The sequence below is a fragment of the Actinomyces howellii genome (assembly GCF_900637165.1).
Classification (GTDB): Bacteria; Actinomycetota; Actinomycetes; order Actinomycetales; family Actinomycetaceae; genus Actinomyces; species Actinomyces howellii.
Genome location: NZ_LR134350.1, coordinates 1,498,076 through 1,522,991, shown reverse-complemented (window position 1 = coordinate 1,522,991; position 24,916 = coordinate 1,498,076). Strand labels below are relative to the sequence as shown.

The window sequence follows — 24,916 nt, the reverse complement described above, 5'->3', positions numbered from 1 at the left end:
TCATGCCTGGTCACCCCCGCCCCACAGGTCCATGACCTGCTCGGAAAGCCGACGTGCGATCGTCTCGCAGTGCCTCTCCTCGATCTCGACACCGACGGCGCGCCGGCCGAGGTTTCGGGCCGCGACGAGCGTCGCCCCTGCGCCGGCAAACGGGTCGGCGATCACCCCCGCCGGGCAGCGGGCGATGAGCTGCTCCATGAGCCCCACAGGCTTCGGCGTCGGGTGCCCCATCCGCCCCTCGGCGTCGGCACCCCCCCCACTGCCTGCGTAGTCGTGATCACCGACCCGACACGCGGCAGGCCAGCCGCCTCACGGTCCCACCCGGACCCGATGACGTGGATGTCCTCGAAGTTCGGGCCCCACGGCATCGCGAGGTCACCCATGCCCGTCGTCCTAGCCTTGTGCCAGATGAGCCGCTGACGCTCACCCGACGGCGGCGTCACAGACCACCGGCCGAACACGAGGCCGGGACGCTCCGCGCCCCACATGTCGAGCACCGCGTCACGACCCGTCGTGTCCTCATCGCCGACGATCAGGTCGAAGGCCTTCCGTCGCCGCCCCGACTGGAAGGCCATGCCGTAGGGCGGGTCCGTGACGAGCACGTCCGCCGCCACCCAGTCAGTGATCTCCCTGCAATCGCCGCAGAAGAGCGTCACCAAGTCGTCCCGGTAGAAAGGCGCGGTCACCGCGACGCACCCCCCTCACGGCGCCAGCCACGGCGCAGCAGAGCCGCGGCGATCACACGCGTCTCGTGCTCTCCCATCGCGTGCGGCGAGACCGTGCGCAGGTCATCGACGAGGGCGTCGAGCATCCCGCCCTGCCCGCCGCCCTTGAGCAGGCGGGCACGGTCACGCTCCTCCGCCACGAGGGCTCCAAGCACCCCACTCATGCCGCCACCCCCTCACCGGAGGCCACCGGCACCACGACGTCGACGTCGGCCGACGCGTGCCCCAGAGCCGACGCCTCAGCCGGCGTCGCCTGCCGCACCGGGATGCGCACCCTCATCACCGGCGCCAGACCATGCGTGATCCCCTCACGCACCGGCCGTCCGATCGCGATGAGACCCAGCTCCCGCATCTTGGCAGCCGCGTCAGCGACGATGTCCGCCTCCATGTGCCCGATGGACACCCCCTCCATCAGGAGAGCCCGCGCGAACACCAAGGATCCGCGCATGGTCGGGATCGTCGCCGTCTCCGGGCGGGCCTCCAGGGCCCGCCGGAGCTCCAGCGGGGCCTCCTCGACGTGCACCAGCCACGCCATCCCCCCACCAGCAGGGCGGGACAGCCGCTGCGGCGACCTCGACAGCAGCCACCCCATGGCCTCCAGGTGGTCCATGAGGTCGGCCATCGCCTCGATCTCGAGGTGCTGGGACGGCACCCCCGGGCACACCATCGGCCACTGCCACACGAACGACGCCCGCGGGCGGGCCTCCGTGTCAATCGTCGCCCCCGCAAGGGCCGACGACGGCACCGCCGAGACCGCCTCCCCGCGGCTCTTCGCATTGCGCTTCACCGCCTCGTAGCATGCGGCGCACATGCCCCGACCGACGGCCTGGACCGTGCCCGCCCACTCGCCGGCAGGCTTGCGGCGGATCGGCCGCATCATGCGCCCACACTCCACGCAGGGGACAGGCCCCCGTGACCAGTCGATCCTGGCACTCACTCCGCCACCCCCTCGGCGCCCGTGAGCGCCTGAACCAGGGAGGCCGCTACCAGGGCGGCACCCACCAGCAGAAGGCCCGTCGTGTGGCCCGTGCGCCACGCCAGGACGGTCTCCACCGCCAGGGCCACCACAGCGGCGACCACCGTCACCACCAGGGCCAGGAGTCGGGCCGGACGCCACAGCTCCGGTCCCCGCAGACCCGCCACCAGCCACAGGTGCCCCCCATCGGGCGCCGGCGCCACATGACGCCCCCGCGACACCGTGCTACTCTTCTCCATGAGGTCTTCAGTTCCTCTCTATCCCGCCCCGCCGCGCCCATCGCGGCGGGGCACTCTCCTGCTTCTTCCTGCCGCGGCCCGTCAGGCCGCATCCACAGAGCGCCGCTCCAGGCGCTCCAGCCACATGTCGAGGTCCTGAGGCCGGACCAGCCGGGTCCGCTCACCCACCTCGACCGCCGGAAGGGCTCCCGTCCGGATCGCAGCGAGCACCATGCGGCGCGGCGCCCCCGTCAAGCGGACGACCTCGTCCACCGACAGCGTCCGCGGCGCCTCCACCGCCCCCGACACGAGCAGCCCCTCGAGACGCTCGACCCGATCGGCGAGCGCCTCCACCGCCCGCACCAGGCGAGCCAGCTCACGCTCCTGCACCGACGCGCTCACCGCGCCCACCCCCACATCCGCGCCTGCTCCTCCCACTCCGGGAGGGCCCGGGCCGCGTTCGCGAGAGTGCCCGCCTCGATAAGCGCCAGACCAAGATCGAGCGCTCGGCGCGGCTCCAGGGCGATCCCGCCTCTGACGACGACGGGCATCTCAACCCGCACCGCCGGCAACCCCGACCGCCGCGTCAGGACAGGCATCACCGTGCTGCGACGCTCACCACCGAGGGACACGGTCTTGACACCCATCCCCGTGGACACGAAGCCGGTCAGCACCGTGTCGTCTCTGGCCGGCCAGTCCGACGGTGTGCCAGGCGCGGCGTCAGAGCTACAGGACGCCACGCCCGGCACCGGGCCCTCCCCGGCGGGGCCAACAGCAGCCACCACCACAGCGGACGCGGGGTCATCACTTCCGCGCCCCTCACCCGCCGGGGAGGAGTCATCACCGACGCCTCCGCGCAGCAGACCGACCAGCCGGTCGGCCTCCGCCTCGTCCAGCGTCACGCACACCGGGGCGAGCCCCGGATTCTCAGGACGGATGTCCACCGCCGTCACCGCGACCTGGGCGTCGGGCGCCTCCACGCGCCGCACCTCAACGGTTGCCCCCAGGACCTCGAGCACGCCGCCCATCACAGGTCCCCCTCCGCGCCAGCAGCCCGCGAGCGCGTCTGGTTGGCCTGCGCCTCGGTGAGGATCGCGATCGTGGTTGTGCCCAGAGCGGCGGCGATCGCAGCCAGCTCGGCGACCTGGAGTCCGCCGCCGTTGAGGAGTCGGCGCTGGAGGGTCGCTCGGGGGATTCCCACCTTCTTGGTGAGGCCCAGCGTGGTCTCTCCGGCGTCCTCCATCTTCCTGACGATGACGTCCGCGACGCTCTGGGGGGTGATCGTGTCGGTGACCATGGGTTCACCATAGGTGCCCAATGTGGCACTATCAAGCCGGACTGGGCACCGTTACCATACTGTCACATTAGTGCCCAATGTGGCACACTAGCGCCATGGCTCCCACCGAGATGACCGTCTTTGAGAAGGACCCCTCCGCCGGGCTCAATGCCGCCGTCGCGGCTGAGCTGCGCGCCGAGCGGAGTGCCCAGAAGATGACGATTGACATCCTCGCCGCACGGTCAGGCATCCCGAAGCGCACTCTCCTGCGCCTGCTCAACGCCGAGCGAGGCGTGACGCTCGCATCTCTCTTCGCGATCGCTAGCGCGCTTACCGTCGACGTCGTCGTCATCGTCCAGCGCGCCGAGGAGCGCCTTGCGCGCGACGAGGAGGGCGCGGTCGGTGCCGGTTCGGTCACGGCACTGCCGACCTCCCGGCGCGTCGGGCCGGCGATGGCTACGGTCGGCGACGCGCCCGGATGGGGCGAGGACGTCGTTGCTGACGACTCCGTCCCCTACGCGGCGCACACCGTCGAGATGAGCGCCGCCGATGAGGCGGAGATGATGGAGGAGTCCCCATGATCGATCCCGTCGACCGCCGCGAGTCCGCCCTGCTGGCCGTCGCCCACTCCTACGGCGTCACGGTCCACAGGGCGGACCTGCTCCCAGGTGAGCGCGGCCGCTTCGAGGCGTCCCAGTCACGCATCCTCATCTCGCGGGGACTGACCGTCGGCCAGGAGGTCGCCACCCTGGCGCACGAGGTCGTGCACGCCCGACGGGGGGACGACGGCCATCAGGAGGCCGCCGTCGAGCGCTTCGTCGACGAGGAGGCCGCGCGCCTCATCATCACCGCCGCCGCCTACCGCGACGCCGAGCAGGTCGAGGGCCCCGACCTGTGGGGCATCGCCCGCCACCTTGACGTCACGCCCGGCCTCGTCCTGGCATGGCAGCGCGCCGCCCGACGCCTTCCCGCCATCCTGGCCTCCTGACCCGAGACCCTCACTGCACGTCACTGAGCCCTCACTGATCATCAGTGAGGGCTCAGTGACGTGCAGTGAGCTTCTGTCAGCCGCGGCGCAGGGTCTCCACCTGGGCGACGAAGCGATGGGCGGCGGCGACCTTCTTCCGGTCCACCATGAGCGTCACGAAGGCGTCCTCGGCCTCGATGGTCAAGTATGCCTCCCCGCCAGTCTTCTTCTTCGCGGCCCACGCGAAGACCCCGAGTGCCACCAGCCGCGTGGCTGTCACCCGTGCCTCAAGTGCCGACCCGCTCTCCACCCTCACCGACGTGATCGACTGGAGCGGGATCACCCGCTCCACCTTCCGCCTGACGCGGTACTCGATCCGGTCCTGATAGAGGGTCAGCCCCCCGTCCACGCTCACAATGAACGCGAGGATCTTGTCCCGCCTGCCTGCCATGGTCCCCTCCTGACTGTCCATGCCACGGCACCCTCGCCGCAGCACGTCTCCATGCTACGAGCCCAGCCGGACGCCAGCTCCCAGACCATGGTCACGATCACGCCACCACCCGCCCGCGAGCGCGACGGTGGCGGTGGGGTGGGCGGTGGTCCGCCATCGATGAGGCGCCGGCGGTGTCCCCGGGCTGGTCTGGGCGGGCCGGGGAGGGGAGCGGAGAATATCCCGGGAAATGCGCCCGAAAGCCGGATTTTTCCCGCGGCTCCGGGGAGGGTGGCTGGGGTGCGGTCAGAGCAGGTCGGATGACGCCTCGAGGGCGGCGGCCGTGACCCTCCTGCCGGGGTGCTGGTATCGGGCCGTGGTCAGGGCCTGGGTCTGGCCCAGAATCTCCTGGGCGGTGCGCACCGGCACCCCGGCCTCTAGGAGCAGCGTCGCCGCCGTGTGCCGGGCCGAGTGCAGGCGCATCGGCGGCAGGCCCTCCTCGGCGAGCGCCTGGCGCCACGCACCCCAGTCGCGGCGCGGGTCGACCGGGACGCCCGGGGCGGCCTCGAAGACGAACCGCGCTGGCCTGTGGCGGTCGAGGTGGGCGGCCAGGCCGTCGGCCACCACGCGGGGGAGTCCGAAGGCTCGGTGCGACCCCGTGGTCTTGGGGCGCAGGAGCCACAGGCCGCCGTGCACCTGCTCGGCCTCCAGGTGCGCCGGCACGGGGGCCCGGCGATCCGGGCAGTCGGCGCCCCGGACCCGGCCGCACGGCCACCCCTCCGTCGACCGCTCCCCGCACCCGTGCTCCCACGTCACGCGCCTGACCTCCCAGGCGAGCTCCACCCACGGGTCGGCCCCGAGGTGCAGCAGGTCCAGCGTCATCCCCAGCGCCTCACCCTGCCGCACCCCCAGCATGAGGGCCACCGCCCACCGCGCCCAGTCACCACGCTCCCTGCGCCCCTCCAGGAACCTCTTGGCCTCCGCGGTGCTCATCGAGCGCGGCGGCACCCTCGACGAGGGCGGCGACCGTACCAGCCGCGCCGGGTTCCTGGCCGCCGCACCCTCACGCTCCGCCGCCCCGAGCGCCGTGCGCAGCACGCGGTGGACCTTCGCCGCCGTCGTCGATGACGCACCCGTAGCGGTGACCCGCTCATGGAGCCGGCGGACATCACCCGGGGTCACCCGATCCAGCCGCGTCCGACCGAGCGCCGGCTTGATATGCCGCTCCGAGACCGACCGGTAGTCCGCCGTCGTCGACGGCTTGCGATGCGGCGCCACGTCCCTCGCGATCCACAGGTCCATCCACTCACCGACCGTGATAGGCCGCCCAGACGTCACGTCCCCCGCACGCTCCACCTCCACCTGGACCGCGCGCATCCTACGCAGCGCCTCAGCCTTCGACCGGGCCGTGACCTTCTTCCGGCGACGCCTGCCCGTGACCGGGTCCGCCGGCAGCTCGATCATCGCCACCCACCGGTCCCGCGCCGCGTCACGGAAGACGCTCCCCTCGCCCTTGCCCCTCGACACCCTCCCAGCTCCTCCCCGTCAGCACTCCCCAGCGAGCCTGGCCCGCGGGTAGCCATCATGGTAGCCATCCCATGGCGGCCATAGCGGATATGGGCGACTGTAGCGTCACCGGCGACGGTGGGCTTCTGGCACGACCCCGGACTTTTCGTTGGTGCCCCCCGTGGGGCTCGAACCCACGACCGTCGGATTAAAAGTCCGCAGCTCTGACCAGCTGAGCTAGAGGGGCGCTGCGGCCGCACCCAGACAGCGGCCGCGACCGGCAGCATACCCTCACGAGCCCGTCGCCGGAGAGCGAAGTCCCGCAGCGTGCGCCTCGCCGCGGGCACCGGCATGGGGCGTGCTCCCCCTGCGCCGGCGCCCGCTGCCCTGGGACCCTGCGGCATGATCCTCCGGTGACCTCCGAACGACGTCCCCTGACCCGTGCGCGCCTGCTGCCGCTGCGCCTGGTCCAGTTCGGGCTGACCCAGCTGCTGTGCTGCGTCTTCCCGCTCGCGGTGTTCGCAGGCCTGGCCCTCAGCGCGCTCGTCTGGGACCTCGTCGAGATGCCCGTGGCGCGCTACGACGCGCTGCTCGTCTACGTCCTGGCGGTTCAGCTGGCCCTCGTCGCCCTGCGGGTCGAGACCTGGCGGGAGCTGGGCGTCATCTGCGCCTTCCACGTCGTGGGACTGGCGCTGGAGATCTTCAAGGTCCACGTCGGCTCGTGGTCCTACCCCGGTGACGCCGTCCTGCGCCTGGGCGGTGTCCCGGTCTTCTCCGGGTTCATGTACGCCTCGGTCGGCTCCTACATCTGCCAGGCCTTCCGTCGTTTCGACCTGCACGTCGGGGGCTTCCGGTGGTGGCCGGTCAGCCTGCTGGCCGTGGCCGCCTACGCCAACTTCTTCACCCACCACGCCCTGCCGGACCTGCGCTGGCTCATCGCCCTGGGCTTCGTGGCGGCGCTGTGGGGCTCCACGGTGCACTTCACGGTCGGGGGAGAGCGGTACTGGATGCCCACCGTCCAGGCCTTCGTGCTCATCGGCCTGTTCCTGTGGCTCGCAGAGAACGCCGCGACCCTCCTGGGAGCGTGGAGCTACCCCGACCAGCGCGAGGGCTGGCAGATGGTCCACCTCGGCAAGCTCGGCAGCTGGGCCCTGCTCATCACGCTCAGCTTCGTCCTGGTCGCCGCGGTCAAGGCGGGGGAGGGAACGGTCTACTCGGGCGGGTCGTCCCGCGTGACCCGCGCGCGCGTGCCCCGCGGCGGAGAGCGGACCCCGGTCCGGCAGGACTGAGGACCCCCGCGGTGCGGCCGGTGGCCCTCGGGGTGGGCGACAATGGGGCCAGACCGCCCGGCCCTCCGGAAGGACAACCATGGCCCGCCAGTTCCACCGTCCAGCCCGTCTCGACCCCGAGGTCGCCGAGTCCATCGAGGGCAGCGCCGACACCGCCGTGTCCTCCGAGCTCGCCCACCGCGCCGCCCAGGCGCTTGTCGGCGGCTTCGTCCTCGACGACCCCGACGGCTCCGACGGCTCCGGGGACGGTGCCGCCTCCGCCTCGGAGGTCGTGATCGAGCGGATCAGCCGCGCCGGCGTCGTCGAGGTCGTCGCCACCCGCGGCGTCGACGAGGTCGCCGAGCTGTGGGCCGACTCGCCCTCCACGACGCTGCCCGGCGCGCTGTGGCGCCTGTTCCTCGTGCGCGAGTGGATCCGCCGGGACCCCGAGCTCGTCGCACGCCGCTACGCCACGACCGTCGACCTGAGCGCCGAGGGCCCCGACTCGGGCCCGGTCCTCAGGCGATTCGAGGCGGCCCGGGCCGAGGGGCGCCCGGCCCCCTCACCCGAGCAGCTTCGCGCACGCATCGACGAGGTGCTCGCAGGCAGGCTCGAGGACTCGGTGGCCGGTCTCGCCCCGGTGCTCACTCTGGCCTCGGGCTTCCTGCGCGCACTGGCCGCCGGGAGCGACCCGGAGTGGATCCTCGACGACGCCGACGAGCTGGCCGACCGCGTGACCCGCCGCGACTCGGCGCTCCTGGCCACCGCCTCCGAGATGGCCGACGCCGCCGCCCGCGCCCGCGCCGGGGTGCTCGACTGACCCGCCCGGCCGAGGGCGTGAGCCCCGGGCGCTCGGGGCCGCTGAGCACGCCCGCGGACGGCTCGGACGTGGGACGATGCCCTCATGACGACGCCCGACCCCTCCACCGCGCCCCTGTCCTCCTTCCTCGGCGGGTGGACCCGTGCACAGACCGGGCCGGCCGGGAGCCCTGCGGAGCCTGAGGCCGCGGGCCCCCGGCCTGAGGAGACCGGTCCGGGCACCCCCGCCGGCTCCCGTGACCCGGACCTCCCAGACGACCGGGAGGACCCCGACGGTGCGCTCAGGCTGCCCGCGGACGAGGACCACGTCATCGAGGTGGCCGACCCCCGCGACTTCGCCGACGACGCCGGACCCCAGTACGAGGACGAGGACTTCGACGACGAGGACCCGGCCGACGAGCGTCCGGCGGCACCGACCCCGCCGACCCCGACGGGCGAGGCCGCAACGCCCCGCTCGCCCGCCTCCCCGGGATCCCCGCCCACGCCCGCCGACTCCCGCGAGCCCGTCTCGTCCTCGGCCTCCCCGTCGGCGGCTCCGTCCCCGTCGCCGTCGGCCGACGAGCCCCCCGCGGACGCCCAGCCCGCCGTCGTCGACCCCGAGGCCGACCTGCCGCCGCTGGAGTCCTTCACGGACCGCTTCACCGACCGCGAGCTGACGTGGCTCGACTTCAACGAGCGGGTGCTCGAGCAGGCCGAGGACCCCGAGCTGCCGCTGCTCGAGCGCGCCTGGTTCCTCGCGATCTTCTCCTCCAACCTCGACGAGTTCTACATGGTGCGCGTGGCCGGCCTCATGCGGCGCATCAAGGCCGGCATCACCCCGGTGCGCGCCTCGGGCCTGGACGCCCACCAGGTCCTGGCGGCGGTCACCGAGCGCGCCAAGGCGCTGACCGCCCGTCAGGCAGCCCTCTTCCAGGAGGAGATCCGTCCGGGTCTGGCCGAGCACAACATCGAGATCCTGTCCTGGGACGAGCTCGCCCCCGAGCAGGCCGAGCGACTCACCCGCTACTTCCGCCACCAGATCTTCCCGGTGCTCACCCCCCTGGCCGTCGACCCCTCGCACCCCTTCCCCTACATCTCAGGGCTCTCCCTCAACCTCGCGGTGCTCCTGCGCAACCCGCGTTCAGGCAAGGAGCACTTCGCGCGGATCAAGGTGCCCGACTCCCTGCCACGCTTCGTCACCGTCCCGGGCCGCGAGCTCAACGCCAAGGACAAGCGCGCAGGCGCCGCCCTCATCCCCCTCGAGGTCGTCATCGCGCGCCACCTCGACCACCTCTTCCCGGGGATGGACATCCTCGAGCACCACCTATTCCGCGTCACCCGCAACGAGAACCTCGAGGTCGAGGAGGACGACGCCGAGAACCTCCTGACCGCCATGGAGAAGGAGCTCGAGAAGCGCCGGTTCGGCGCCGTCGTGCGCCTCGAGGTCGAGGACACGATCTCCTCCTTCGTGCGCCGCTACCTCGTGCGGGCCCTGGGCCTGCGTGAGGACGACGTCTTCAGCCTGCCCGCCCCCCTCGACCTGACCTCCCTCAACCAGGTCCACGACCTCGACGTCCCCGACCTCAAGTACCCGCGATTCGTGCCGGTCACGGCCGCCGGGCTCGCCGCCCACGAGTCGAGCTCGGCCCCGGACGTCTTCGCCGCCATGCGCGAGCACGAGGTCCTGCTCCACCACCCCTACGACTCCTTCTCGACCTCCGTCCAGGAGTTCGTCTCCCAGGCGGCCGCCGACCCCAAGGTCCTGGCCATCAAGCAGACCCTCTACCGCACGAGCGGCGACTCCCCGATCGTCGACGCCCTCATCGAGGCGGCCGAGGCCGGCAAGCAGGTCGTGGCCATCGTCGAGATCAAGGCGCGCTTCGACGAGGAGGCGAACATCTCCTGGGCGCGCAAGCTCGAGAGGGCCGGGGTCCACGTCGTCTACGGCATGGTGGGCCTCAAGACCCACTGCAAGCTCCTGCTCGTCGTGCGCCAGGAGGCCGACGGCCTGCGCCGCTACTGCCACGTGGGCACGGGCAACTACCACCCCAAGACGGCCCGCGGCTACGAGGACCTGGGCCTGCTCACCTGCGACCGCGACGTCGCCCAGGACATGACGACCCTGTTCAACCAGCTCTCGGGCTACGCCCCGCGAGCCCGCTTCCGTCGTCTGCTCGTCGCCCCGCGCACGGTGCGCGACGGGCTCATCGAGCGCATCGACCGGGAGATCGAGGCCCGGCGTGCCGGCCGCCCGGCCTGGATCCGCATCAAGGTCAACTCGATCGTCGACGAGGCGACCATCGACGCCCTCTACCGCGCCAGCCGGGCCGGGGTCGAGGTCGACATCGTCGTGCGCGGCATCTGCGGCCTGCGCGCCGGGGTCGAGGGCCTGAGCGACAACATCCGGGTCCGCTCGATCCTGGGTCGCTACCTCGAGCACTCCCGGGTCTTCGCCTTCTGCAACGACGGCGACACCGAGCTGTTCATCGGCTCGGCCGACCTCATGCACCGCAACCTCGACCGCCGTGTCGAGGCGCTCGTGCGCATCACCGACCCGGCCATGGTCGCCGAGCTCGAGTGGCTCGTCACCCACGCCGCCTCGCCGCAGGTCTCCAGCTGGTGGCTCGAACCGGACGGGACGTGGACACGCCACGTGCGCGACGCCGAGGGCAACCGGCTCGAGGACATCCAGACCACGCTCATGGCCCGGGCGCGCTCGCGCGTCAAGGGCCGGGGCTGAGCCCCGGGGCGTCACGATGACCCGTCGCACAAGCGACCGGGGGGTCCTGCTCGCCGCCGGAGCCCTCGTGTGGAGGGAGCGCCGCGGTCGGCTGGAGGTGCTCCTCGTCCACCGACCCAAGTACGACGACTGGTCCTTCCCCAAGGGCAAGGTCGACCCCGGGGAGTCCCTGCGCACCTGCGCGGTCCGGGAGGTCGCCGAGGAGACCGGGGCCCAGGTGGCCCTGGGCCAGCCCCTGGGGCGGGTGAGGTACCGCCTGTCCTCCGGCGCCCGCAAGGAGGTCAGCTACTGGGCCGCACGCGAGCTCGAGACCGCCGACCCGGCCGTGCGGGCCCGCCAGCCGGTCCACCCCGCCTCGCGCACCGAGATCGACGACGCCGAGTGGGTCGACTCGGCCAAGGCCCGCAAGCGGCTCACCCACGCGATGGACCGCGACCTGCTCGGCTCGCTCGTCGACCTGTGGGAGGACGGCAAGCTCGACACCTGGACCTTCGTCCTCGTGCGCCACGCCCGTGCCGTCAAGCGGTCGGTGTGGCGACGGCGCCGCAAGCGCGACGCCGAGGCCGACGAGGCCACCCGCCCCCTGACCTCCGACCAGGGCGAGGTCCGGGCCAGGGCGCTCGTGCCGATCCTGGCGGCCTACGGAGTCGGCCGGGTCGTGACCAGCCCGTGGCGGCGCTGCTACGACACCGTGGCGTGCTACGTGCGCGCAGCCGGGCTGACGATGGTCACCGAGCCGGCCCTGACCGAGGCCGCCCACTCCCGCGACCCCAAGGCGGCGCGCAGGGCGGTGGCCGACGAGCTGAGCCGCCGGGGACCCGCCGTCGCCCTGTGCACCCACCGTCCCGTGCTGCCCTCGGTCATGGACGCGGTGGCCGACTACGCCCCGGGCAAGCTCCTGCGCTCCGTGCCCGACCAGGACCCGTGGCTCAAGACCGGGGAGATCATGGTCGTCCACATGGCACGGCGCCCGCGACGCAAGATCCGCGCCGTGGCCATCGAGATCCAGCGCCCGGTCCTGTCCGAGGGCCGCTGAGAGGCGCTCCGCCACGCCCCCGCCACCAGCCGACGGGCGGGCGCCTCGTTCACCCCGCGTTCACCGGCCCCACCTCGGGTGGACACCGTGCGGCCACGGGAGAGTCATCCTGCCTCCCTACCGTCCTGAGCAGTCGGAGAACCCGGCTCGCCCCGGCCCTGCCGGGACGAGCCGACCACCTGAGGAGGGACTACTCGTGCTCGTCACTCGTCGCGTCGCGATCGGCGCGTTGTCGGCCGCCGCACTGGCCACCCTGGCCGCCTGCGGCTCCGACGCCGGCGGCTCAGCGAACGCCGACCCCAGCAGCACGCTGTCCGGGGAGGTCAAGGGGGCCGGGGCGACCTCACAGGCCGACGCCCAGGAGGCGTGGCTCAACGCCTTCATGGACGTGCACGCGGGCGTGACCGTGGAGTACGCCGGGGGCGGCTCCGGGGCCGGCCGCACCAAGCTCATCGAGGGCGCCGTCGACTTCGCCGGATCGGACTCCCCCCTCAAGGACGACGAGGTCACCTCGCTGGCCGACTGGGGCGTGGTCGAGGTCCCCCTGTACATCTCCCCGATCGCGGTGGCCTACAACCTGCCGGGCCTGGCCCAGACCCACGTCAACATGACCGGGCAGGTCGTCGCCCAGATCTTCGCCGGGCAGATCACGACCTGGGACGACTCCAGGCTCACCGCCCTCAACCCCGGGGTGGAGCTGCCCGCCACCCCCATCATCCCGGTCCACCGCTCCGACGACTCGGGCACGACGAAGAGCTTCACCTCCTACCTGGCCGCGGTCGCCCCCGAGGTGTGGACCCACGATCCCGACGACGCCTGGCCGCTGTCGGGCGGACAGTCCGGGGACGGCACCTCCGGGCTCGTGTCCACCCTGCGCTCGGCCGAGGGGACCATCGGCTACGCCGACGCCTCGAAGGTCGACGAGACGCTGGGCACCGCCGCCGTCGGCACGCAGGACGTCTTCACCGCCCTGTCCGCCGAGGCGGCCGCCGCCACCCTCGAGGCGTCCGGCCTGGCCCAGGACGCCACCGACACCCGCGTCGTCTACGAGATCGACTACACCGCCCAGGGCGGCTACCCGATCATCCTCGTGTCCTACCTCGTGGCCCGCCAGCGCTACGAGGACCCCGAGATCACCTCGGGGGTGAGGGCCTACTTCGAGTACATGGCCTCGGCCGAGGGGCAGACCGTCGCCGCGCAGGCCTCGGGCTGCGCCCCGCTGTCCGAGCAGCTGCGGACCAAGGCACTCGCGGCGATCTCCACGATCGGGTCCTGACACGAGGGCGCCGTGCCCCGGCGCCCTGCGGCACCGCACCACCCGGGCCCTGCGCGCCCGAGACCCCTGAGACGACTCCCCAACGAAAGGACCCTCCGTGTCCACCACTCACCGGCCCGCGGCCGACTCCGTGCCCGTCATGGCGGGCAGGGCACCGGGACGAGCGGGCAACCGCGTCTTCACCGGCCTGTCCTTCGGCTCGGGCATCCTCATTATGGCGGTCCTCGCACTGGTGACGGCCTTCCTCATCTCGAGGTCGCTGCCCGCCCTGACCGCCTCCGGCGAGGACCTGGCCGACGTGTCCTTCATGAAGGAGCGCAGCCTGTGGGCCTACGTCGCCCCGCTCGTGTTCGGCACCCTCCTGTCCAGCGTCCTGGCCCTGGGAGCCGCCGTCCCCCTAAGCATCGCCGTGGCCCTGTTCATCTCCCACTTCGCCCCGCGGCGCCTCGCCCAGGGGCTGGGCTACCTCGTCGACCTGCTGGCCGCGATCCCCTCGGTCGTCTTCGGCCTGTGGGGCTTCCTGTGGCTCGTGCCCCTGCTCAGCCCCTTCTACACGTGGCTGACCGACCACCTGGGCTTCATCCCGCTCTTCGCCGACTACCAGGCCCCGGCCAAGAACATCCTGACCGCCTCCCTCGTCCTGTCGGTCATGATCCTGCCGATCATCACCGCCACGATCCGCGAGGTCTTCCTGGCCACGCCCACTCTTCACGAGGAGGCCTCCCTGGCCCTGGGCGCCACCCGCTACGAGATGATCCGCCAGGCGGTCCTGCCCTTCGGGCGCTCGGGCATCGTGTCGGCCTCGATGCTCGGGCTGGGGCGCGCCCTGGGGGAGACGATGGCCGTGCTCATGATCCTGTCGAGCGGGCTGTCCATCAACCTCCACCTCCTCCAGGCCGGTCAGCACCAGACGATCGCCGCCAACATCGCGGGGCAGTTCCGCGAGGCCTACGGCCTGAGCGTCAACGTCCTCATCGCCACCGGGCTGGTCCTGTTCCTCATCACCTTCGCGGTCAACTCCGCGGCCCGCTGGTTCATCGCCCGACGTTCCGAGTTCTCGGGAGCCAACTGACATGAGCACCTCCACCCCACCTGTACGCGGCCGGCGCCCCAGCGCCCCCGAGCCGGTCCTGCGGGTCGACCCCGCCGACCCGCTGGCCGACCCGGTCCCCGTCGTCGACGGCGTGCCCCTGACCTCCCAGCGCCTGCCCGAGTGGTTCGTGTGGGCGGCCCTGGGCGCATCCTTCGTCGTCGTCGGGGGAGCCGGCCTGGCCGCGGGCCTGGGCGCCCCCGCGATCCTCGTGCTGACCGCCCTGGTCTGGGTCGTGTCCGCCACCGCCGTGTCCTGGGTCAAGGAGGGGGAGCGGTGGGGGAGGAACACCGCGCTGACCGTCCTGGTCTACCTCGCCTTCGCGCTGGTCATGGTCCCCCTCGTCTCGCTCGTGTGGATGGTCGTCGTCGGCGGGGCCCAGCGCTTCGGCCCCGACTTCCTCCTGACCAACATGCGGGGCGCCGACGACACCAACGGAGGGGTCTACCACGGCATCATCGGCACCCTGGAGATCACCGGCATCGCCACCCTCATCTCGGTCCCGCTGGGACTGTTCACCGCGATCTTCCTCGTGGAGTACGACGGCGGGTGGGTGGCCCGCGCCGTCACCTTCCTCGTCGACGTCATGACCGGCATCCCCTCGATCGTGGCCGGCCTGTTCGCCTACACCCTCTTCCTCATGATCATGGGCCCGCGCTACCAGGCGGGCATCATCGGGGCCGTCGCGCTGAGCGTGCTCATGACCCCGGTGGTCATCCGAGGCGTGGAGGAGATGCTGCGGCTCGTGCCCAACGAGCTGCGCGAGGCCAGCTACGCGCTGGGCGTGCCCAAGTGGCTCACGATCGTCAAGGTCGTCCTGCGCACCGCGGTGGCGGGCATCACCACCTCGATCATGATCGCCATCGCCCGGGTCATCGGTGAGACCGCCCCGCTGCTCATCACCGTGGGCCTGACCGTGCGCACCAACGTCAACCCGGTCGAGGGCTCCATGGCCACCCTGCCGGTGCTCGTCTACGACCAGTACTCGCGCGGGGAGACCGCCGCGATGGAGCGCGCCTGGGCGGGGGCGCTCACCCTCATCGTCATCGTCATGGTCCTCAACCTCCTGGCCAGGCTCGTCTCCGTCTACCTCAGCCCCAAGGGCGGGCGGCGCTGAGGACGCGCCCCCGCACTCCCACATCAAGGAAAGCCCATGTCCAAGCGCATCGACGTCATCAACGAGAACATCTATTACGGCGACTTCCTGGCCGTCAAGGACGTGAACGTCTCCATCGAGCCGCGGTCGGTGACCGCTCTCATCGGCCCCTCGGGATGCGGGAAGTCGACCTTCCTGCGCACGCTCAACCGCATGCACGAGGTCATCCCCGGGGCGCGGGTCGAGGGGCAGGTCGTCGTCGACGGCGTCAACCTCTACGGCCCCAACGTCGACGCGGTGCAGGTGCGGCGCGCCATCGGCATGGTCTTCCAGCGGCCCAACCCCTTCCCCACGATGTCGATCGCTGAGAACGTCCTGGCCGGGGCGCGGCTCAACAACCGCCGCATGCCCAAGGACGAGGCCGCCGAGCTCGTCGAGAAGTCGCTGCGCGGGGCCAACCTGTGGGACGAGGTCAAGGACCGGCTCGACCGGCCCGGATCGGGTCTGTCCGGCGGTCAGCAGCAGCGGCTGTGCATCGCTCGGGCCATCGCCGTCAAGCCCTCGGTCCTGCTCATGGACGAGCCCTGCTCGGCCCTCGACCCGATCTCGACCCTCGCCATCGAGGACCTCATCGCCGAGCTCAAGGAGGACTACACGATCGTCATCGTCACCCACAACATGCAGCAGGCCTCCCGGGTCTCGGACATGACGGGCTTCTTCAACCTCGAGGCCACCGGAAAGCCCGGCCAGCTCGTCGAGTTCGACACGACCGACAAGATCTTCTCCGCCCCCTCCGAGCAGGCCACCGAGGACTACATCTCCGGCCGCTTCGGCTGACCCGCCCGCCCTCCCGCCCTCCTGCCCTCCGCCCTCCCGCCCTCCCGCCCTCCCGCGAGATCGGGACTAATGACACCTCGAGATCGGGGGAAGTGGCACCTCGAGATCGGGGGAAGTGGTACCTCGAGATCGGGACTAATGACACCTCGAGATCGGGACATATGGCACCTGCCCCAACCGCGAGGGCGGTGGGCTCATGACAGAGCAGCCCGCCGCTCCCGCGGTGTGCGCAGCTCGGGGAGCGGTCGGCCCTCGCTCGCCGTCAGCGGCAGCGCGTTACGCAGCGCCTCCAGCGCTCGACCACCGTCACGGACCTCCGCCGGTGTCAGTCGTACCACCTCGAATCCCTGGGCCTCGATCCGTTCCTGGCGCACAACCTGAGCGGCAAGGACTTCGGCGGGCGTCTCGGCGTACTTGATCTCGCCGTCGACCTCGACCGCCACGTGCTCCGAGCGCCAGCCCAGGTCCACGTAGTACGTCACGCCCGGAAGCCCCACGGGCATCTGCGGCTCGGGCGGGAGCAGGCCGTGGACAAGGCACAGGCGCCTCAGCTCCGACTCCCACACCGACTGGCTCCACGGCGTCGCCGTGTTGATGACGGCGCGCGCACGCCGCACCCCTCGCTCGCCCCGTCTGGCGGCCAGACGCTCGAGGAGCCGCATCCGCAGGCGCCCCGCGGCGGCGTCGATCGCCGCCCGTCGGTCCCAGGGTCGATCACCGGCGCCGACGGCGACGGCGAAGAGCGAGTCGACCACCGCCAGCGCGCGGTCGGGCTCGAGGAAGCGGGCGCAGTCCTCGATGGTCCGTTCCAGCCCGGTCAGCCGGAGGCTCCCCAGCTCGACGACGTCGTCGGGCTCGAGGTCGAATCGGTGCCTGACGATCGGCCGACGGCGCAGCGCCCTGCGCCTGTCCCCGGGCGCCAGGTCCCTGCTCGGCGGACGATCCGGGAGCAGCCGCGTGGGAGCGCGGCGCAGCCCGCCGTCGTTCCAGGTCACGACGAGGTCGACGTGGGCGGGTTGGCTCAGGCAGCGTCCGCCGTGCAGGATCGCCGCGCTCTCCAGGGCCACGACGCCGGTGACGCCCTGGGTGATGATCGCGTGAAGGACCGCCGCGTGCTCCTCGGCCTGACGGCGCCACGACGGGGCGTCCGGTGCGCTTCGCACGTAGGTGTCGCGGCGCAGACGGCGCAGCGATCCGGTGTCGAGGAGGCCGTAGAGCTCACGTCTGCCGAAGTCCTGACGGCGCAGCGCCGGGGCGGTGGCGAGGTGACGTGACGGGTCCGCTGCGCGATGGCGGGACGAGGCAGTCGCCCGGTCGGGGGCCGGGCCGGTGGCGTTGTCGGGGGCCGGGCCGGTGGCGTTGTCGGGGCTCGGGCGGGTGGTGCCGCTGGGGCTCGGCCCGGTGGCGTCGTCGGGGACCGGGCCGGTGGCGTCGTCGGGGCTCGGGCGGGTGGTGCCGCTGGGGCTCGGCCCGGTGGCGTCGTCGGGGACCGGGCCGGTGGCGTCGTCGATGCCGACAGCAGGGGGCGGTGCGTGGTTCGCGGGGCTGGGGTGATGAGATGCAGGGCACATGCCTGAAGCCTGCGCGCACAGGAGCCTCGGACACCACCGTATCGTCGACACCTGTGGATAACCGTGCCAGATGCGGCGATCTCACGGTGTCATTTGTCCCGATCTCGCGGGAAGGGGCGCGAGAAGGGGAGGGGGTGAGGGCGGGGGGGGGAAGGGGTCAGCCGGCGACGAAGGCGCCCATGAGCCGGGCGATGGCGTAGACCGGAGCGCCCAGCGCCAGGATCGGGACGATCGCGCTGGCGACCGCCGCGCGCCCACCGGGAACCCAGCGGTGCGTCCACAGCACGCGGTTCGCGGCCGCCATGAGCACGCCGGCCACGAATCCGACGACGAGGCACGCCGCGGCCGACTGCAGGGAGGCCACCGGTCCGACGTGGCTAGGCCCGAAGAACCCGACGGCGGCCAGGGCACCGCCGGCGACGCCCGCCACGAGGGCCGGTACCGTCATGGTCAGGGCCTCCAGGACCGTGGCGCGCACCTCGAGGACCGTGAGCAGAGCCCCGGTGAACAGCGCCAGCGCGCAGGGCACGGCCACGGCGGGGTCGGCCAGCCCCCGCTCCAGGGCGCACCAGCCGGCGCCCGAGACCACGATGAGGCAGCCGGTCACGGTGGCCGACAGGTCCTCGACGAGCCCCTCCCGTCCGTCGCGGCGCAGCATCTGAGCGACGAAGGCCGCCAGGACGCTGAAGGCCATGACCACCCCCGCGCTGCCGAAGTCCTCTCGCAGGGAGACCGCCACCGCGGAGATCAGACCGGTCAGGGCGACGACGGCCGTCGAGCCCTGGTCGTGCTGGGAGCGCACGAGGGCCGGCCAGCCCTGGGCGACCAGCGGGATGAGCAGGACGACGACGAGCAGCCGAGTCCACGAGGGCAGCGCGGCCGACACCGCCAGGAGTAGGGGGACGACGCCCGCCACGGCCAGGCGCGTCCACGCCGGGTCGACCAGCCCCATCTCCGTGGGCTCATTGCCTCCCAGGCGGGTCCCGTGGCTGCCTGGACGGGGAGCGGCGCCTGACCGAGGATCGGCGGGCGTCGAGGAGGTGGTGTCCTGGGTGCTCACAGGGGCATCGTCCCATACCTGTAACGACACGATGTGGTTCACTGTCACCCGGAGCCCCGCCCAGTGCGGAAGGAGAGAACGAGGCGTGCACATCATCATGTTCACCCACGAGACCGACGTGGCCACCGCGCTTCCGTCGGCCTGCTTCCTCGACTCTCACGTCGAGTGCCTCACACCCACGCCCTCGTCCTACGCCGCGATCGACCGCGCGGACGTCGTCATGGTCGACGCCCGCGGCGACCTCATGCGCGCCCGCGCCCTGTGCCAGCTCCTGTCGGGTCCCATGGACTGCGGTCCGATCCTCGTCGTGCTCGAGGAGGGTGGGGCGGCGGTGGTCCAGCCCGACTGGGGGGCCGCGGACTTCGTCATGTCCGGGGCCAGCCCGGCCGAGCTCGCCGCCCGCCTGCGCCTCCTGCGCACCCGCACGACGGTGCTCGAGCCGGTCAACGACGACCGGATCGAGGTCGGAGAGCTCGTCATCGACACGACCGCCTACACCGCCCGCATCCGGGGCACGCTCATCGACCTCACCTACAAGGAGTTCGAGCTGCTCAAGTACCTGGCCCTCAACCCCGGGCGGGTCCTGACCCGTGACGCCCTGCTCGACGAGGTCTGGGGGGAGAACTACATCGGCGGCTCGCGCACGGTCGACGTCCACATCCGACGTCTGCGCGCCAAGCTCGGCACCGAGCACGACTACCTCATCGGCACCGTGCGCAACGTCGGCTACCGCCTCGAGGCCCCGACCGAGCCCTGAGGCCGGGTCCGGCCCGGGTCCGGTCTGGTCCTGAGCCCGGGTCCCGGCCTGGGTTCGGCCCGGTTCTGAGCCCGGGTCCCGGCCGGGTCCGGCCCGGGTCCCGGCCGGGTCCTGAGCCCGGGTTCGGCCCGGTCCTGAGCCCGGGTGCTGGCTGCGCGGCGAGGCCCCGCCGTCAGGGGGTACCCTGGGTCCGACGTCGGGCCGTGACGGGCCCCGGGCTCCACCTCAAGCCGCCACGAGCGGCATTCGCGCCGACTGGCGCTCTCCGGCCCGACGTCCCCTTCCGGGTCCGTCGTCGTCGAGATCCTGGGGATGGCCTCGGGTGTCTCATTTCGTCATGACGCCAGGGGCGGGTACCCGGCCTCGGCCGCCGCCCGCCACGCGCTTTTCCGCTCCGGTGTCGGGGCACGTAACCTGCGGGCATGGCTTTCACACTCCCCGACGACCTCGCCCCCGAGATCTACCCCCTGGCGTGGCTCGTGGGCCGGTGGCGCGGCTACGGCATCCTCACCTACGGCGAGACCGTGCCCGAGCAGGCCGTGGTCCAGGAGATGGTCTTCGACCACGACGGCGGCCCGTACCTGCGACAGGTGACGACCATCTGGACGGTGGACTCCACGCGCTCGGAGGACCTCGACTTCGAGACCCCGGGCCGTGAGGGCGCCGCCCGCCTCACGCCCGCCCAGGTGTGGTCGACTGAGACCTCCTACTGGCGCCCTGTCGGCCAGGAGGTGCCCGAGGCCGACGGCGTCGGTGGGCCCCCGCCGACCCCTGTGACCTCCCTCGAGCTCGTCTCGACCGACCCCGCGGGCCACGTCGCGGTGTGGGAGGGCTGGATCCAGGGGCCGCGCGCCCAGCTGACCACTCAGGCCGTGGGTCGAACGCGAACCGCGGCGGAGGTCACCGAGATGAGCCGCATGGTGGGGCTCGTCGGCGGGGACCTCATGTGGACCCAGGACATGGCCGCCTTCGGGGCCGAGGACCTGCGCACCTACGCCTCGGGGCGCCTGGGCCGCATCGAGGACGACACCGAGGAGGACACCGGTCGCGAGACCGGGGCCGGCACCGGCCGCGAGACCGGCGACGAAGCGGGCGACGACGCCGGGCGGGCCGGCACAGGTCCTGCGGGCCGCGCAGCGGGCCCGACCGGTCAGCCTCATTCGACCGGTCCGGCCGGCCCTACCAGCCCTACCGGTCCGGCCGACGCGCCGCCCGCCACCCACTCGGCCGACGCGCCGCCTGCCACGGGTCTGGCCGACGCGCCGCCCGCCACCGACCCTGACGAGCTGCGATGAAGCGCTCACCGCTGCACGCTCGGCCGGGCGCCGTCGACAACCCGCCCGACGACCCCGACGCCCTCGTCCCGGCCCACTTCGGCGACCCCCTGCGCGAGCAGGTCCTCCTGGAGTCCGGTCGCGCGGTGAGTGCCCTGGCCCGCGACGTCGTCGAGGTGACGGGACCCGACCGGCTCAGCTGGATGACGACCCTGTCCAGCCAGGTGCTCACCTCCCTGGCCCCTGACGACGGCGGCGCCGAGACCCTCCTGCTTGACTCCCGAGGGCGCATCACCCACGCCCTGGCAGCCCTCGACGACGGCGAGCGCCTCTTGCTCGTCACCGAGGCCGGCCGGGGCCCGGGTCTGGCGGAGTTTCTCGACTCGATGCGCTTCATGTTGCGCGTCGAGGTCCGCTCCCGGGAGGACGTGGCGGTCCTGGGGGCGATGGGACCGGGCGTCGCGGGAGTGGAGGAGGCGGCCCGCCAGGTGCAGGTGGGGGCCTCGCACGCGCTGCTGGGCACCTGGCGCGACCCGTGGCCGGGTGTGGTCGAGGGTGGGACGAGCTACGACGTCGGCCTGACCCGCCCCCACCCGGGCTCCTCCTACGACGCCGGCTGGGTGCTCGTGCCTGCAGCGGTGGTGACCGAGGTCGTCGAGGCCTTTGGCACCGGTACGCAGGTCTCCGCGCGAGCTGAGGCGGCCGGCTCGCTGGCCTGGGAGGCCCTGCGGGTCGAGGCCGGCCGGCCGCGTTGGGCCCGCGAGGTCGACGAGAGGGCCATCCCCCACGAGCTCGACTGGCTGCGCACAGCCGTCCACCTCACCAAGGGCTGCTACCCGGGTCAGGAGACGGTCGCGCGGACCCTCAACCTGGGACGCCCCCCGCGTCGGCTCACGGTGCTCCAGCTCGACGGTCTGACTGGGCGCACCCCCGTGCCGGGGGCGGCGGTGCGGATGGGCGAGGCGGTGGTGGGCGCTGTCACCTCGGCGGTGCGCCACCACGACTACGGGCCCCTCGCCCTGGCCCTGCTGCGACGAGCTGTGCCGCCCGAGGAGGCGCTGACCGTTGAGGTGGTCGATGTCGACGACGGGCCCCAGGCCGGTGGTCCCGGTGGCGCCGCTGGCCTTGGCGGCTTCGCCGGCCCCGGTGGCGTGGCGAGCCTCGGCGGCCCTGGTGGCGCTGCGGGCCTCGGCGCGGTCCTGGCCGGCTCGACCGGGGAACCGTCTGCTGACCGGGTCGACGCCGTCCAGGAGCTCCTCGTCTCCCCCGAGGGCCGCGCCCAGGCAAGCCCTGCCCAGCGCCCGGGAGCCGGGCTGCGCCCCGGTCTGCTGCGCTGAGCGCGGCCGGTCTCCCTTCCCCTCGAGATCGGGACTTATGACACCCCGAGATCGGGGGAAGTGACACCTCGAGTTCGGGGGAAGTGACACCTCGAGTTCGGGGGAAGTGACACCTCGAGTTCGGGGGAAGTGGCACCTCGAGTTCGGGGGAAGTGGTACATCGGGCTGGTCTTCTCGCCGAGCCCCCGCCGGGGCGTCCGGCCCGTCTCTTCATCGACCGGTCATGTGACTGTCGACCGTCTATGTGACAGCGAAAGCCCGGTCGAGAGTTACATGACCGGTCGGGAGTTACATGACCGGTCGAGGGTGGTCGGGGTGTGCGGGGACGGGGTGTGTGCCCTGTCAGCCGTGGTGTTCGGCACTGGGCCGGGTCGGGACCGGGCTGGTCGGCGTTGGCCAGACCGGAGCCGGACCGGGGCCGGGTTGGCCGGCCTTGGCCGGTCCGGGGGCATGCCGGGGCCGGGCTGGTCGGTGTCGGCTGGACCGGGGGCCCGGCCTCGACCTCCGTGGGTGGGTGTGCTGGTGGGGGCGGCGAGGTGGTGCACACATCAACTACCCTCGCGGCCCAGGCCGACGCCCGTGATTGAGCGGAATAATGATCGTCTTGTAGCAGGCGGAGCGGGTGTCTGTGTGCGTCGAGGGGGTCGTTGCACATCTCAGGCCTCCACGGCCGTCCCCGCGATGGGGGCTGGCCGGGGGGATCCGCGGGATTCCGCGGTTTCTCCCCGCCGACCCCCGGCCATCACATGTCTGTTCTGTGCATCACACCCTGGTGGGGGTGTGGGCCGCCCGCTGCGGAGGCCCCCGGCTGACCGTCACGCCGGGGCGCCGGCCCGTCAACCCGTGCTGGCAACGCCGTCGACCGGGCCCACCGCTCGCACCGCACCCGCCCTGTCGGGTCGAGGCCGGGTCGTGCATCGGCGATGCGGGAGGCCCCCGTGTTCGACGCCGAGCGGGGCACCTGGCACGCTGCGCCAGAACTGTGCCAGATGCGGCGATCTCGAGGTGCCATAAGTCCCGATCTCGCGGTGCCACTTCCCCCGATCTCGAGGTGTCATTAGTCCCGATCTCGCGGTGTCGGGGGAGTGACACGACCGATAGGGTGGAGAGGTGACCATCATGGAGACCATCGCCGTGTACGTCGTTCTGGCTGTCCAGTGGATCGGGACCGCCATGCACGTCATCGCCATCGTCCTGGGGCTGTGGGCGTTCATCGACGCCTTCCTGCGTCCCGCGGAGCACTTCGTCGCCGCGGGCAAGCGCACGAAGGGCTTCTGGCTGGCCGTCACCGGTGGGGCCGCCGCGGTCATCGTCCTCATGGGGGCGGCCTCAATGTTCGGGCTGCTGGCTGTCGTGGCCAGCTGCGTCTACCTGGCCGACGTGCGCCCCGCACTCAAGATGTTCAAGCCGGTCACGGTGCGCTCGAGGATCCGCAAGCCCGGGCGCGGCGGTCCGGGCACGGGCTGGCACTGATGCGCGCCGTCCTGCAACGGGTGCGCCGCGCCGCGGTCCGTGTCGAGGGGGCCGACGGGCCCGTCGTCGTCGGCGAGATCACCCGGCCCGGCCTGCTCGCCCTCGTCGGCGCCACGCACGACGACGGTCCGGCCGAGGTCGCCACGATCACCCGCAAGATCGCCGAGCTGAGGCTCTTCGAGCCCGGGGAGGACGCCGAGGCCGGCGGGTCGGGGCGTGGGTCCGAGCGCTCGGTGACTGACCTGGGCGCCCCCGTTCTCGTCGTCTCCCAGTTCACCCTCTACGCCGACGTGCGCAAGGGCAGGCGCCCCTCGTGGAACGCGGCGGCGCCCGGCCCGGTGGCCGAGCCCCTGGTCGAGGCGGTCGCCGCCGGGCTGCGCGAGCGCGGCCTGGAGGTAGCCACGGGCAGCTTCGGCGCCCACATGATGATCGACATGGAGGCCGACGGTCCGGTCACGATCCTGTTGGAGGCCTGATGGGCGCAGATACGACGCCGCGGCTGCTGAGTGCGATCGTGCTGGAACCGGTGGTCGTGGTCGAGACCCGCACCGAGCTGAGCGTCTGCCTGCACCCGGAGGAGCGCGACTACATCGCCCGGGCCGTGGACAAGCGGCGTGCCGAGTTCACGACGGTGCGCGGCTGCGCGAGCTGGGCGCTGCGCGCCCTGGGACATGAGCGCCCGGTCCAGGTGCCGGGCCGGCACGGCGAGCCCGTCTGGCCCCGTGGCGTGGTCGGCTCGATGACCCACTGCGCCGGCTACCGGGCCGCGGCGGTGGCCCCGGCGGAGGCTCTCGACGCGATCGGCATCGACGCCGAGCCCAACGCCCCGCTGCCCGACGGCGTCGAGAGGCAGGTGGCCTCGCCCGAGGAGTCCCGCCGGTGCGCCCGGCTCTTCGCGCAGCATCCGCAGGTGTGCTTCGACCGTCTCCTGTTCTCCATCAAGGAGAGCGTGTACAAGGCGTGGTTCCCACTGGAGGGCGTGTGGCTCGGCTTCGAGGAGGCCGAGGTCGTGATCGACCCGGACGGGACCTTCGTGGTGAGCCTGGAAGCCGGCGGGGCCGGCGGCTCCCGCTACGGCGGGGTGTGGGCGTGCAGCGGGGAGACGCTCGTCAGCGCCCTCGCGGTGCCGCGGGGCAGGTGGCGGGATCCTCAGAACCCCGACGAACGAAGATAAGAGACGTCCGGGAGCAGGACGTGGTCGTCAC

The 24,916-nt window shown here is 72.4% G+C and carries 27 protein-coding genes, 1 tRNA gene and 2 pseudogenes; 16 read left to right on the top strand and 14 right to left on the bottom strand.

What is annotated here, in order from left to right; translation table 11 throughout:
- The 8 genes from EL245_RS13405 to EL245_RS06400 all read right to left on the bottom strand — a co-directional run bounded on the left by EL245_RS13405 (position 1) and on the right by EL245_RS06400 (position 3,216).
- Positions 1–198 (bottom strand): DNA methyltransferase, encoded by a 198-nt coding sequence (locus EL245_RS13405; RefSeq protein WP_232009903.1) that lies wholly within the window; start codon positions 196–198, stop codon positions 1–3.
- Entirely contained in the window at positions 162–686 is a 525-nt protein-coding gene (locus EL245_RS06425; protein ID WP_197719524.1) for a hypothetical protein, read from the bottom strand. Before EL245_RS06425 ends, EL245_RS13405 begins: the two co-directional genes overlap by 37 nt.
- On the bottom strand, positions 683–889 hold the full coding sequence (locus tag EL245_RS06420; protein WP_126382402.1) for a hypothetical protein: 207 nt from the start codon (positions 887–889) through the stop codon (positions 683–685). The genes EL245_RS06425 and EL245_RS06420 overlap by 4 nt, the downstream gene beginning before the upstream one ends.
- The gene (locus EL245_RS13195) at positions 886–1,605 is read right to left on the bottom strand and encodes a hypothetical protein (protein WP_161512742.1); all 720 of its coding nucleotides are present in this window, start codon (positions 1,603–1,605) and stop codon (positions 886–888) included. The genes EL245_RS06420 and EL245_RS13195 overlap by 4 nt, the downstream gene beginning before the upstream one ends.
- A gap of 53 nt (positions 1,606–1,658) precedes the next feature.
- A complete protein-coding gene (locus EL245_RS13190) occupies positions 1,659–1,940 on the bottom strand; it encodes a hypothetical protein (RefSeq protein WP_161512741.1) in 282 nt (93 codons plus the stop codon).
- An 81-nt stretch (positions 1,941–2,021) separates the two neighbouring features.
- Positions 2,022–2,321, bottom strand: coding sequence for a helix-turn-helix domain-containing protein (locus EL245_RS06410; RefSeq protein ID WP_164719457.1), 300 nt, complete (start codon positions 2,319–2,321; stop codon positions 2,022–2,024).
- Positions 2,318–2,947: a hypothetical protein gene (locus EL245_RS06405; RefSeq protein WP_126382400.1), complete on the bottom strand. Its 630-nt coding sequence runs from the start codon at positions 2,945–2,947 to the stop codon at positions 2,318–2,320. The genes EL245_RS06410 and EL245_RS06405 overlap by 4 nt, the downstream gene beginning before the upstream one ends.
- On the bottom strand, positions 2,947–3,216 hold the full coding sequence (locus EL245_RS06400) for a hypothetical protein (protein ID WP_126382399.1): 270 nt from the start codon (positions 3,214–3,216) through the stop codon (positions 2,947–2,949). Before EL245_RS06400 ends, EL245_RS06405 begins: the two co-directional genes overlap by 1 nt.
- Positions 3,217–3,311: 95 nt before the next feature.
- On the opposite strand from EL245_RS06400, the gene EL245_RS06395 reads away from it, so the two are divergent.
- Both EL245_RS06395 and EL245_RS06390 read left to right on the top strand, forming a co-directional pair.
- Positions 3,312–3,776 (top strand): helix-turn-helix domain-containing protein, encoded by a 465-nt coding sequence (locus EL245_RS06395; RefSeq protein ID WP_161512738.1) that lies wholly within the window; start codon positions 3,312–3,314, stop codon positions 3,774–3,776.
- Positions 3,773–4,183 (top strand): DUF6782 family putative metallopeptidase, encoded by a 411-nt coding sequence (locus EL245_RS06390; RefSeq protein WP_126382397.1) that lies wholly within the window; start codon positions 3,773–3,775, stop codon positions 4,181–4,183. Before EL245_RS06395 ends, EL245_RS06390 begins: the two co-directional genes overlap by 4 nt.
- 76 nt (positions 4,184–4,259) lie before the next feature.
- Here the strand turns inward: EL245_RS06390 and EL245_RS06385 are convergent, their stop codons facing one another.
- The 4 genes and pseudogenes from EL245_RS06385 to EL245_RS06375 all read right to left on the bottom strand — a co-directional run bounded on the left by EL245_RS06385 (position 4,260) and on the right by EL245_RS06375 (position 6,345).
- Positions 4,260–4,634 carry a hypothetical protein gene (locus EL245_RS06385; RefSeq protein ID WP_126382396.1) on the bottom strand — a complete coding sequence of 125 codons (375 nt, stop codon included), beginning with the start codon at positions 4,632–4,634 and terminating at the stop codon, positions 4,260–4,262.
- Positions 4,635–4,898: 264 nt separating this feature from the next.
- Positions 4,899–5,585: a tyrosine-type recombinase/integrase gene (locus EL245_RS13615; protein ID WP_232009902.1), complete on the bottom strand. Its 687-nt coding sequence runs from the start codon at positions 5,583–5,585 to the stop codon at positions 4,899–4,901.
- Between the two features lie 45 nt (positions 5,586–5,630).
- Positions 5,631–5,969 (bottom strand): annotated as a pseudogene (locus EL245_RS14005) (tyrosine-type recombinase/integrase); the annotation flags it as partial.
- Between the two features lie 299 nt (positions 5,970–6,268).
- Positions 6,269–6,345, bottom strand: a tRNA-Lys gene (locus EL245_RS06375).
- Positions 6,346–6,511: 166 nt separating this feature from the next.
- Here EL245_RS06375 and EL245_RS06370 point away from each other — a divergent pair.
- The 8 genes from EL245_RS06370 to pstB all read left to right on the top strand — a co-directional run bounded on the left by EL245_RS06370 (position 6,512) and on the right by pstB (position 16,239).
- Positions 6,512–7,387, top strand: a complete 876-nt coding sequence (locus tag EL245_RS06370; protein WP_232009901.1) for a DUF817 domain-containing protein — start codon at positions 6,512–6,514, stop codon at positions 7,385–7,387.
- A 79-nt stretch (positions 7,388–7,466) separates the two neighbouring features.
- Positions 7,467–8,186, top strand: coding sequence for a hypothetical protein (locus EL245_RS06365; protein ID WP_126382393.1), 720 nt, complete (start codon positions 7,467–7,469; stop codon positions 8,184–8,186).
- Between the two features lie 84 nt (positions 8,187–8,270).
- Positions 8,271–10,904, top strand: a complete 2,634-nt coding sequence (locus EL245_RS06360; protein ID WP_126382392.1) for an RNA degradosome polyphosphate kinase — start codon at positions 8,271–8,273, stop codon at positions 10,902–10,904.
- Positions 10,905–10,920: 16 nt separating this feature from the next.
- On the top strand, positions 10,921–11,940 hold the full coding sequence (locus EL245_RS06355; RefSeq protein WP_126382391.1) for an NUDIX hydrolase: 1,020 nt from the start codon (positions 10,921–10,923) through the stop codon (positions 11,938–11,940).
- Between the two features lie 196 nt (positions 11,941–12,136).
- Positions 12,137–13,216 carry a phosphate ABC transporter substrate-binding protein PstS gene (pstS, locus tag EL245_RS06350; RefSeq protein ID WP_126382390.1) on the top strand — a complete coding sequence of 360 codons (1,080 nt, stop codon included), beginning with the start codon at positions 12,137–12,139 and terminating at the stop codon, positions 13,214–13,216.
- A 139-nt stretch (positions 13,217–13,355) separates the two neighbouring features.
- Positions 13,356–14,288 (top strand): phosphate ABC transporter permease subunit PstC, encoded by a 933-nt coding sequence (pstC, locus tag EL245_RS06345; RefSeq protein WP_126384158.1) that lies wholly within the window; start codon positions 13,356–13,358, stop codon positions 14,286–14,288.
- Between the two features lies 1 nt (position 14,289).
- Positions 14,290–15,423, top strand: coding sequence for a phosphate ABC transporter permease PstA (pstA, locus tag EL245_RS06340; protein WP_126382389.1), 1,134 nt, complete (start codon positions 14,290–14,292; stop codon positions 15,421–15,423).
- Between the two features lie 36 nt (positions 15,424–15,459).
- Entirely contained in the window at positions 15,460–16,239 is a 780-nt protein-coding gene (gene pstB, locus EL245_RS06335; protein ID WP_126382388.1) for a phosphate ABC transporter ATP-binding protein PstB, read from the top strand.
- Between the two features lie 194 nt (positions 16,240–16,433).
- On the opposite strand, the gene EL245_RS06330 is transcribed toward pstB, so the two are convergent.
- The gene (locus EL245_RS06330; RefSeq protein WP_126382387.1) at positions 16,434–17,810 is read right to left on the bottom strand and encodes a hypothetical protein; all 1,377 of its coding nucleotides are present in this window, start codon (positions 17,808–17,810) and stop codon (positions 16,434–16,436) included.
- A 157-nt stretch (positions 17,811–17,967) separates the two neighbouring features.
- Positions 17,968–18,963 (bottom strand): tellurium resistance protein TerC, encoded by a 996-nt coding sequence (locus EL245_RS06325; RefSeq protein WP_456297952.1) that lies wholly within the window; start codon positions 18,961–18,963, stop codon positions 17,968–17,970.
- Between EL245_RS06325 and EL245_RS06320 the strand changes: the two genes are divergently transcribed.
- The 6 genes and pseudogenes from EL245_RS06320 (at position 18,956) to EL245_RS06295 (ending at position 24,885) form a co-directional block, all read left to right on the top strand.
- Positions 18,956–19,627 (top strand): winged helix-turn-helix domain-containing protein, encoded by a 672-nt coding sequence (locus EL245_RS06320; RefSeq protein ID WP_126382385.1) that lies wholly within the window; start codon positions 18,956–18,958, stop codon positions 19,625–19,627. The two genes, EL245_RS06325 and EL245_RS06320, sit on opposite strands and share 8 nt — an antisense overlap.
- A 422-nt stretch (positions 19,628–20,049) precedes the next feature.
- Positions 20,050–20,745, top strand: a pseudogene (locus tag EL245_RS06315) (FABP family protein); the annotation flags it as partial.
- A gap of 173 nt (positions 20,746–20,918) precedes the next feature.
- A complete protein-coding gene (gene ygfZ, locus EL245_RS06310) occupies positions 20,919–22,238 on the top strand; it encodes a CAF17-like 4Fe-4S cluster assembly/insertion protein YgfZ (protein ID WP_126382384.1) in 1,320 nt (439 codons plus the stop codon).
- 1,119 nt (positions 22,239–23,357) lie between these two features.
- Entirely contained in the window at positions 23,358–23,711 is a 354-nt protein-coding gene (locus EL245_RS06305) for a DUF2516 family protein (protein ID WP_126384155.1), read from the top strand.
- On the top strand, positions 23,711–24,187 hold the full coding sequence (gene dtd / locus EL245_RS06300) for a D-aminoacyl-tRNA deacylase (RefSeq protein ID WP_126382383.1): 477 nt from the start codon (positions 23,711–23,713) through the stop codon (positions 24,185–24,187). The genes EL245_RS06305 and dtd overlap by 1 nt, the downstream gene beginning before the upstream one ends.
- Positions 24,187–24,885, top strand: a complete 699-nt coding sequence (locus EL245_RS06295) for a 4'-phosphopantetheinyl transferase family protein (RefSeq protein ID WP_126382382.1) — start codon at positions 24,187–24,189, stop codon at positions 24,883–24,885. Before dtd ends, EL245_RS06295 begins: the two co-directional genes overlap by 1 nt.
- Positions 24,886–24,916: the final 31 nt, after the last annotated feature.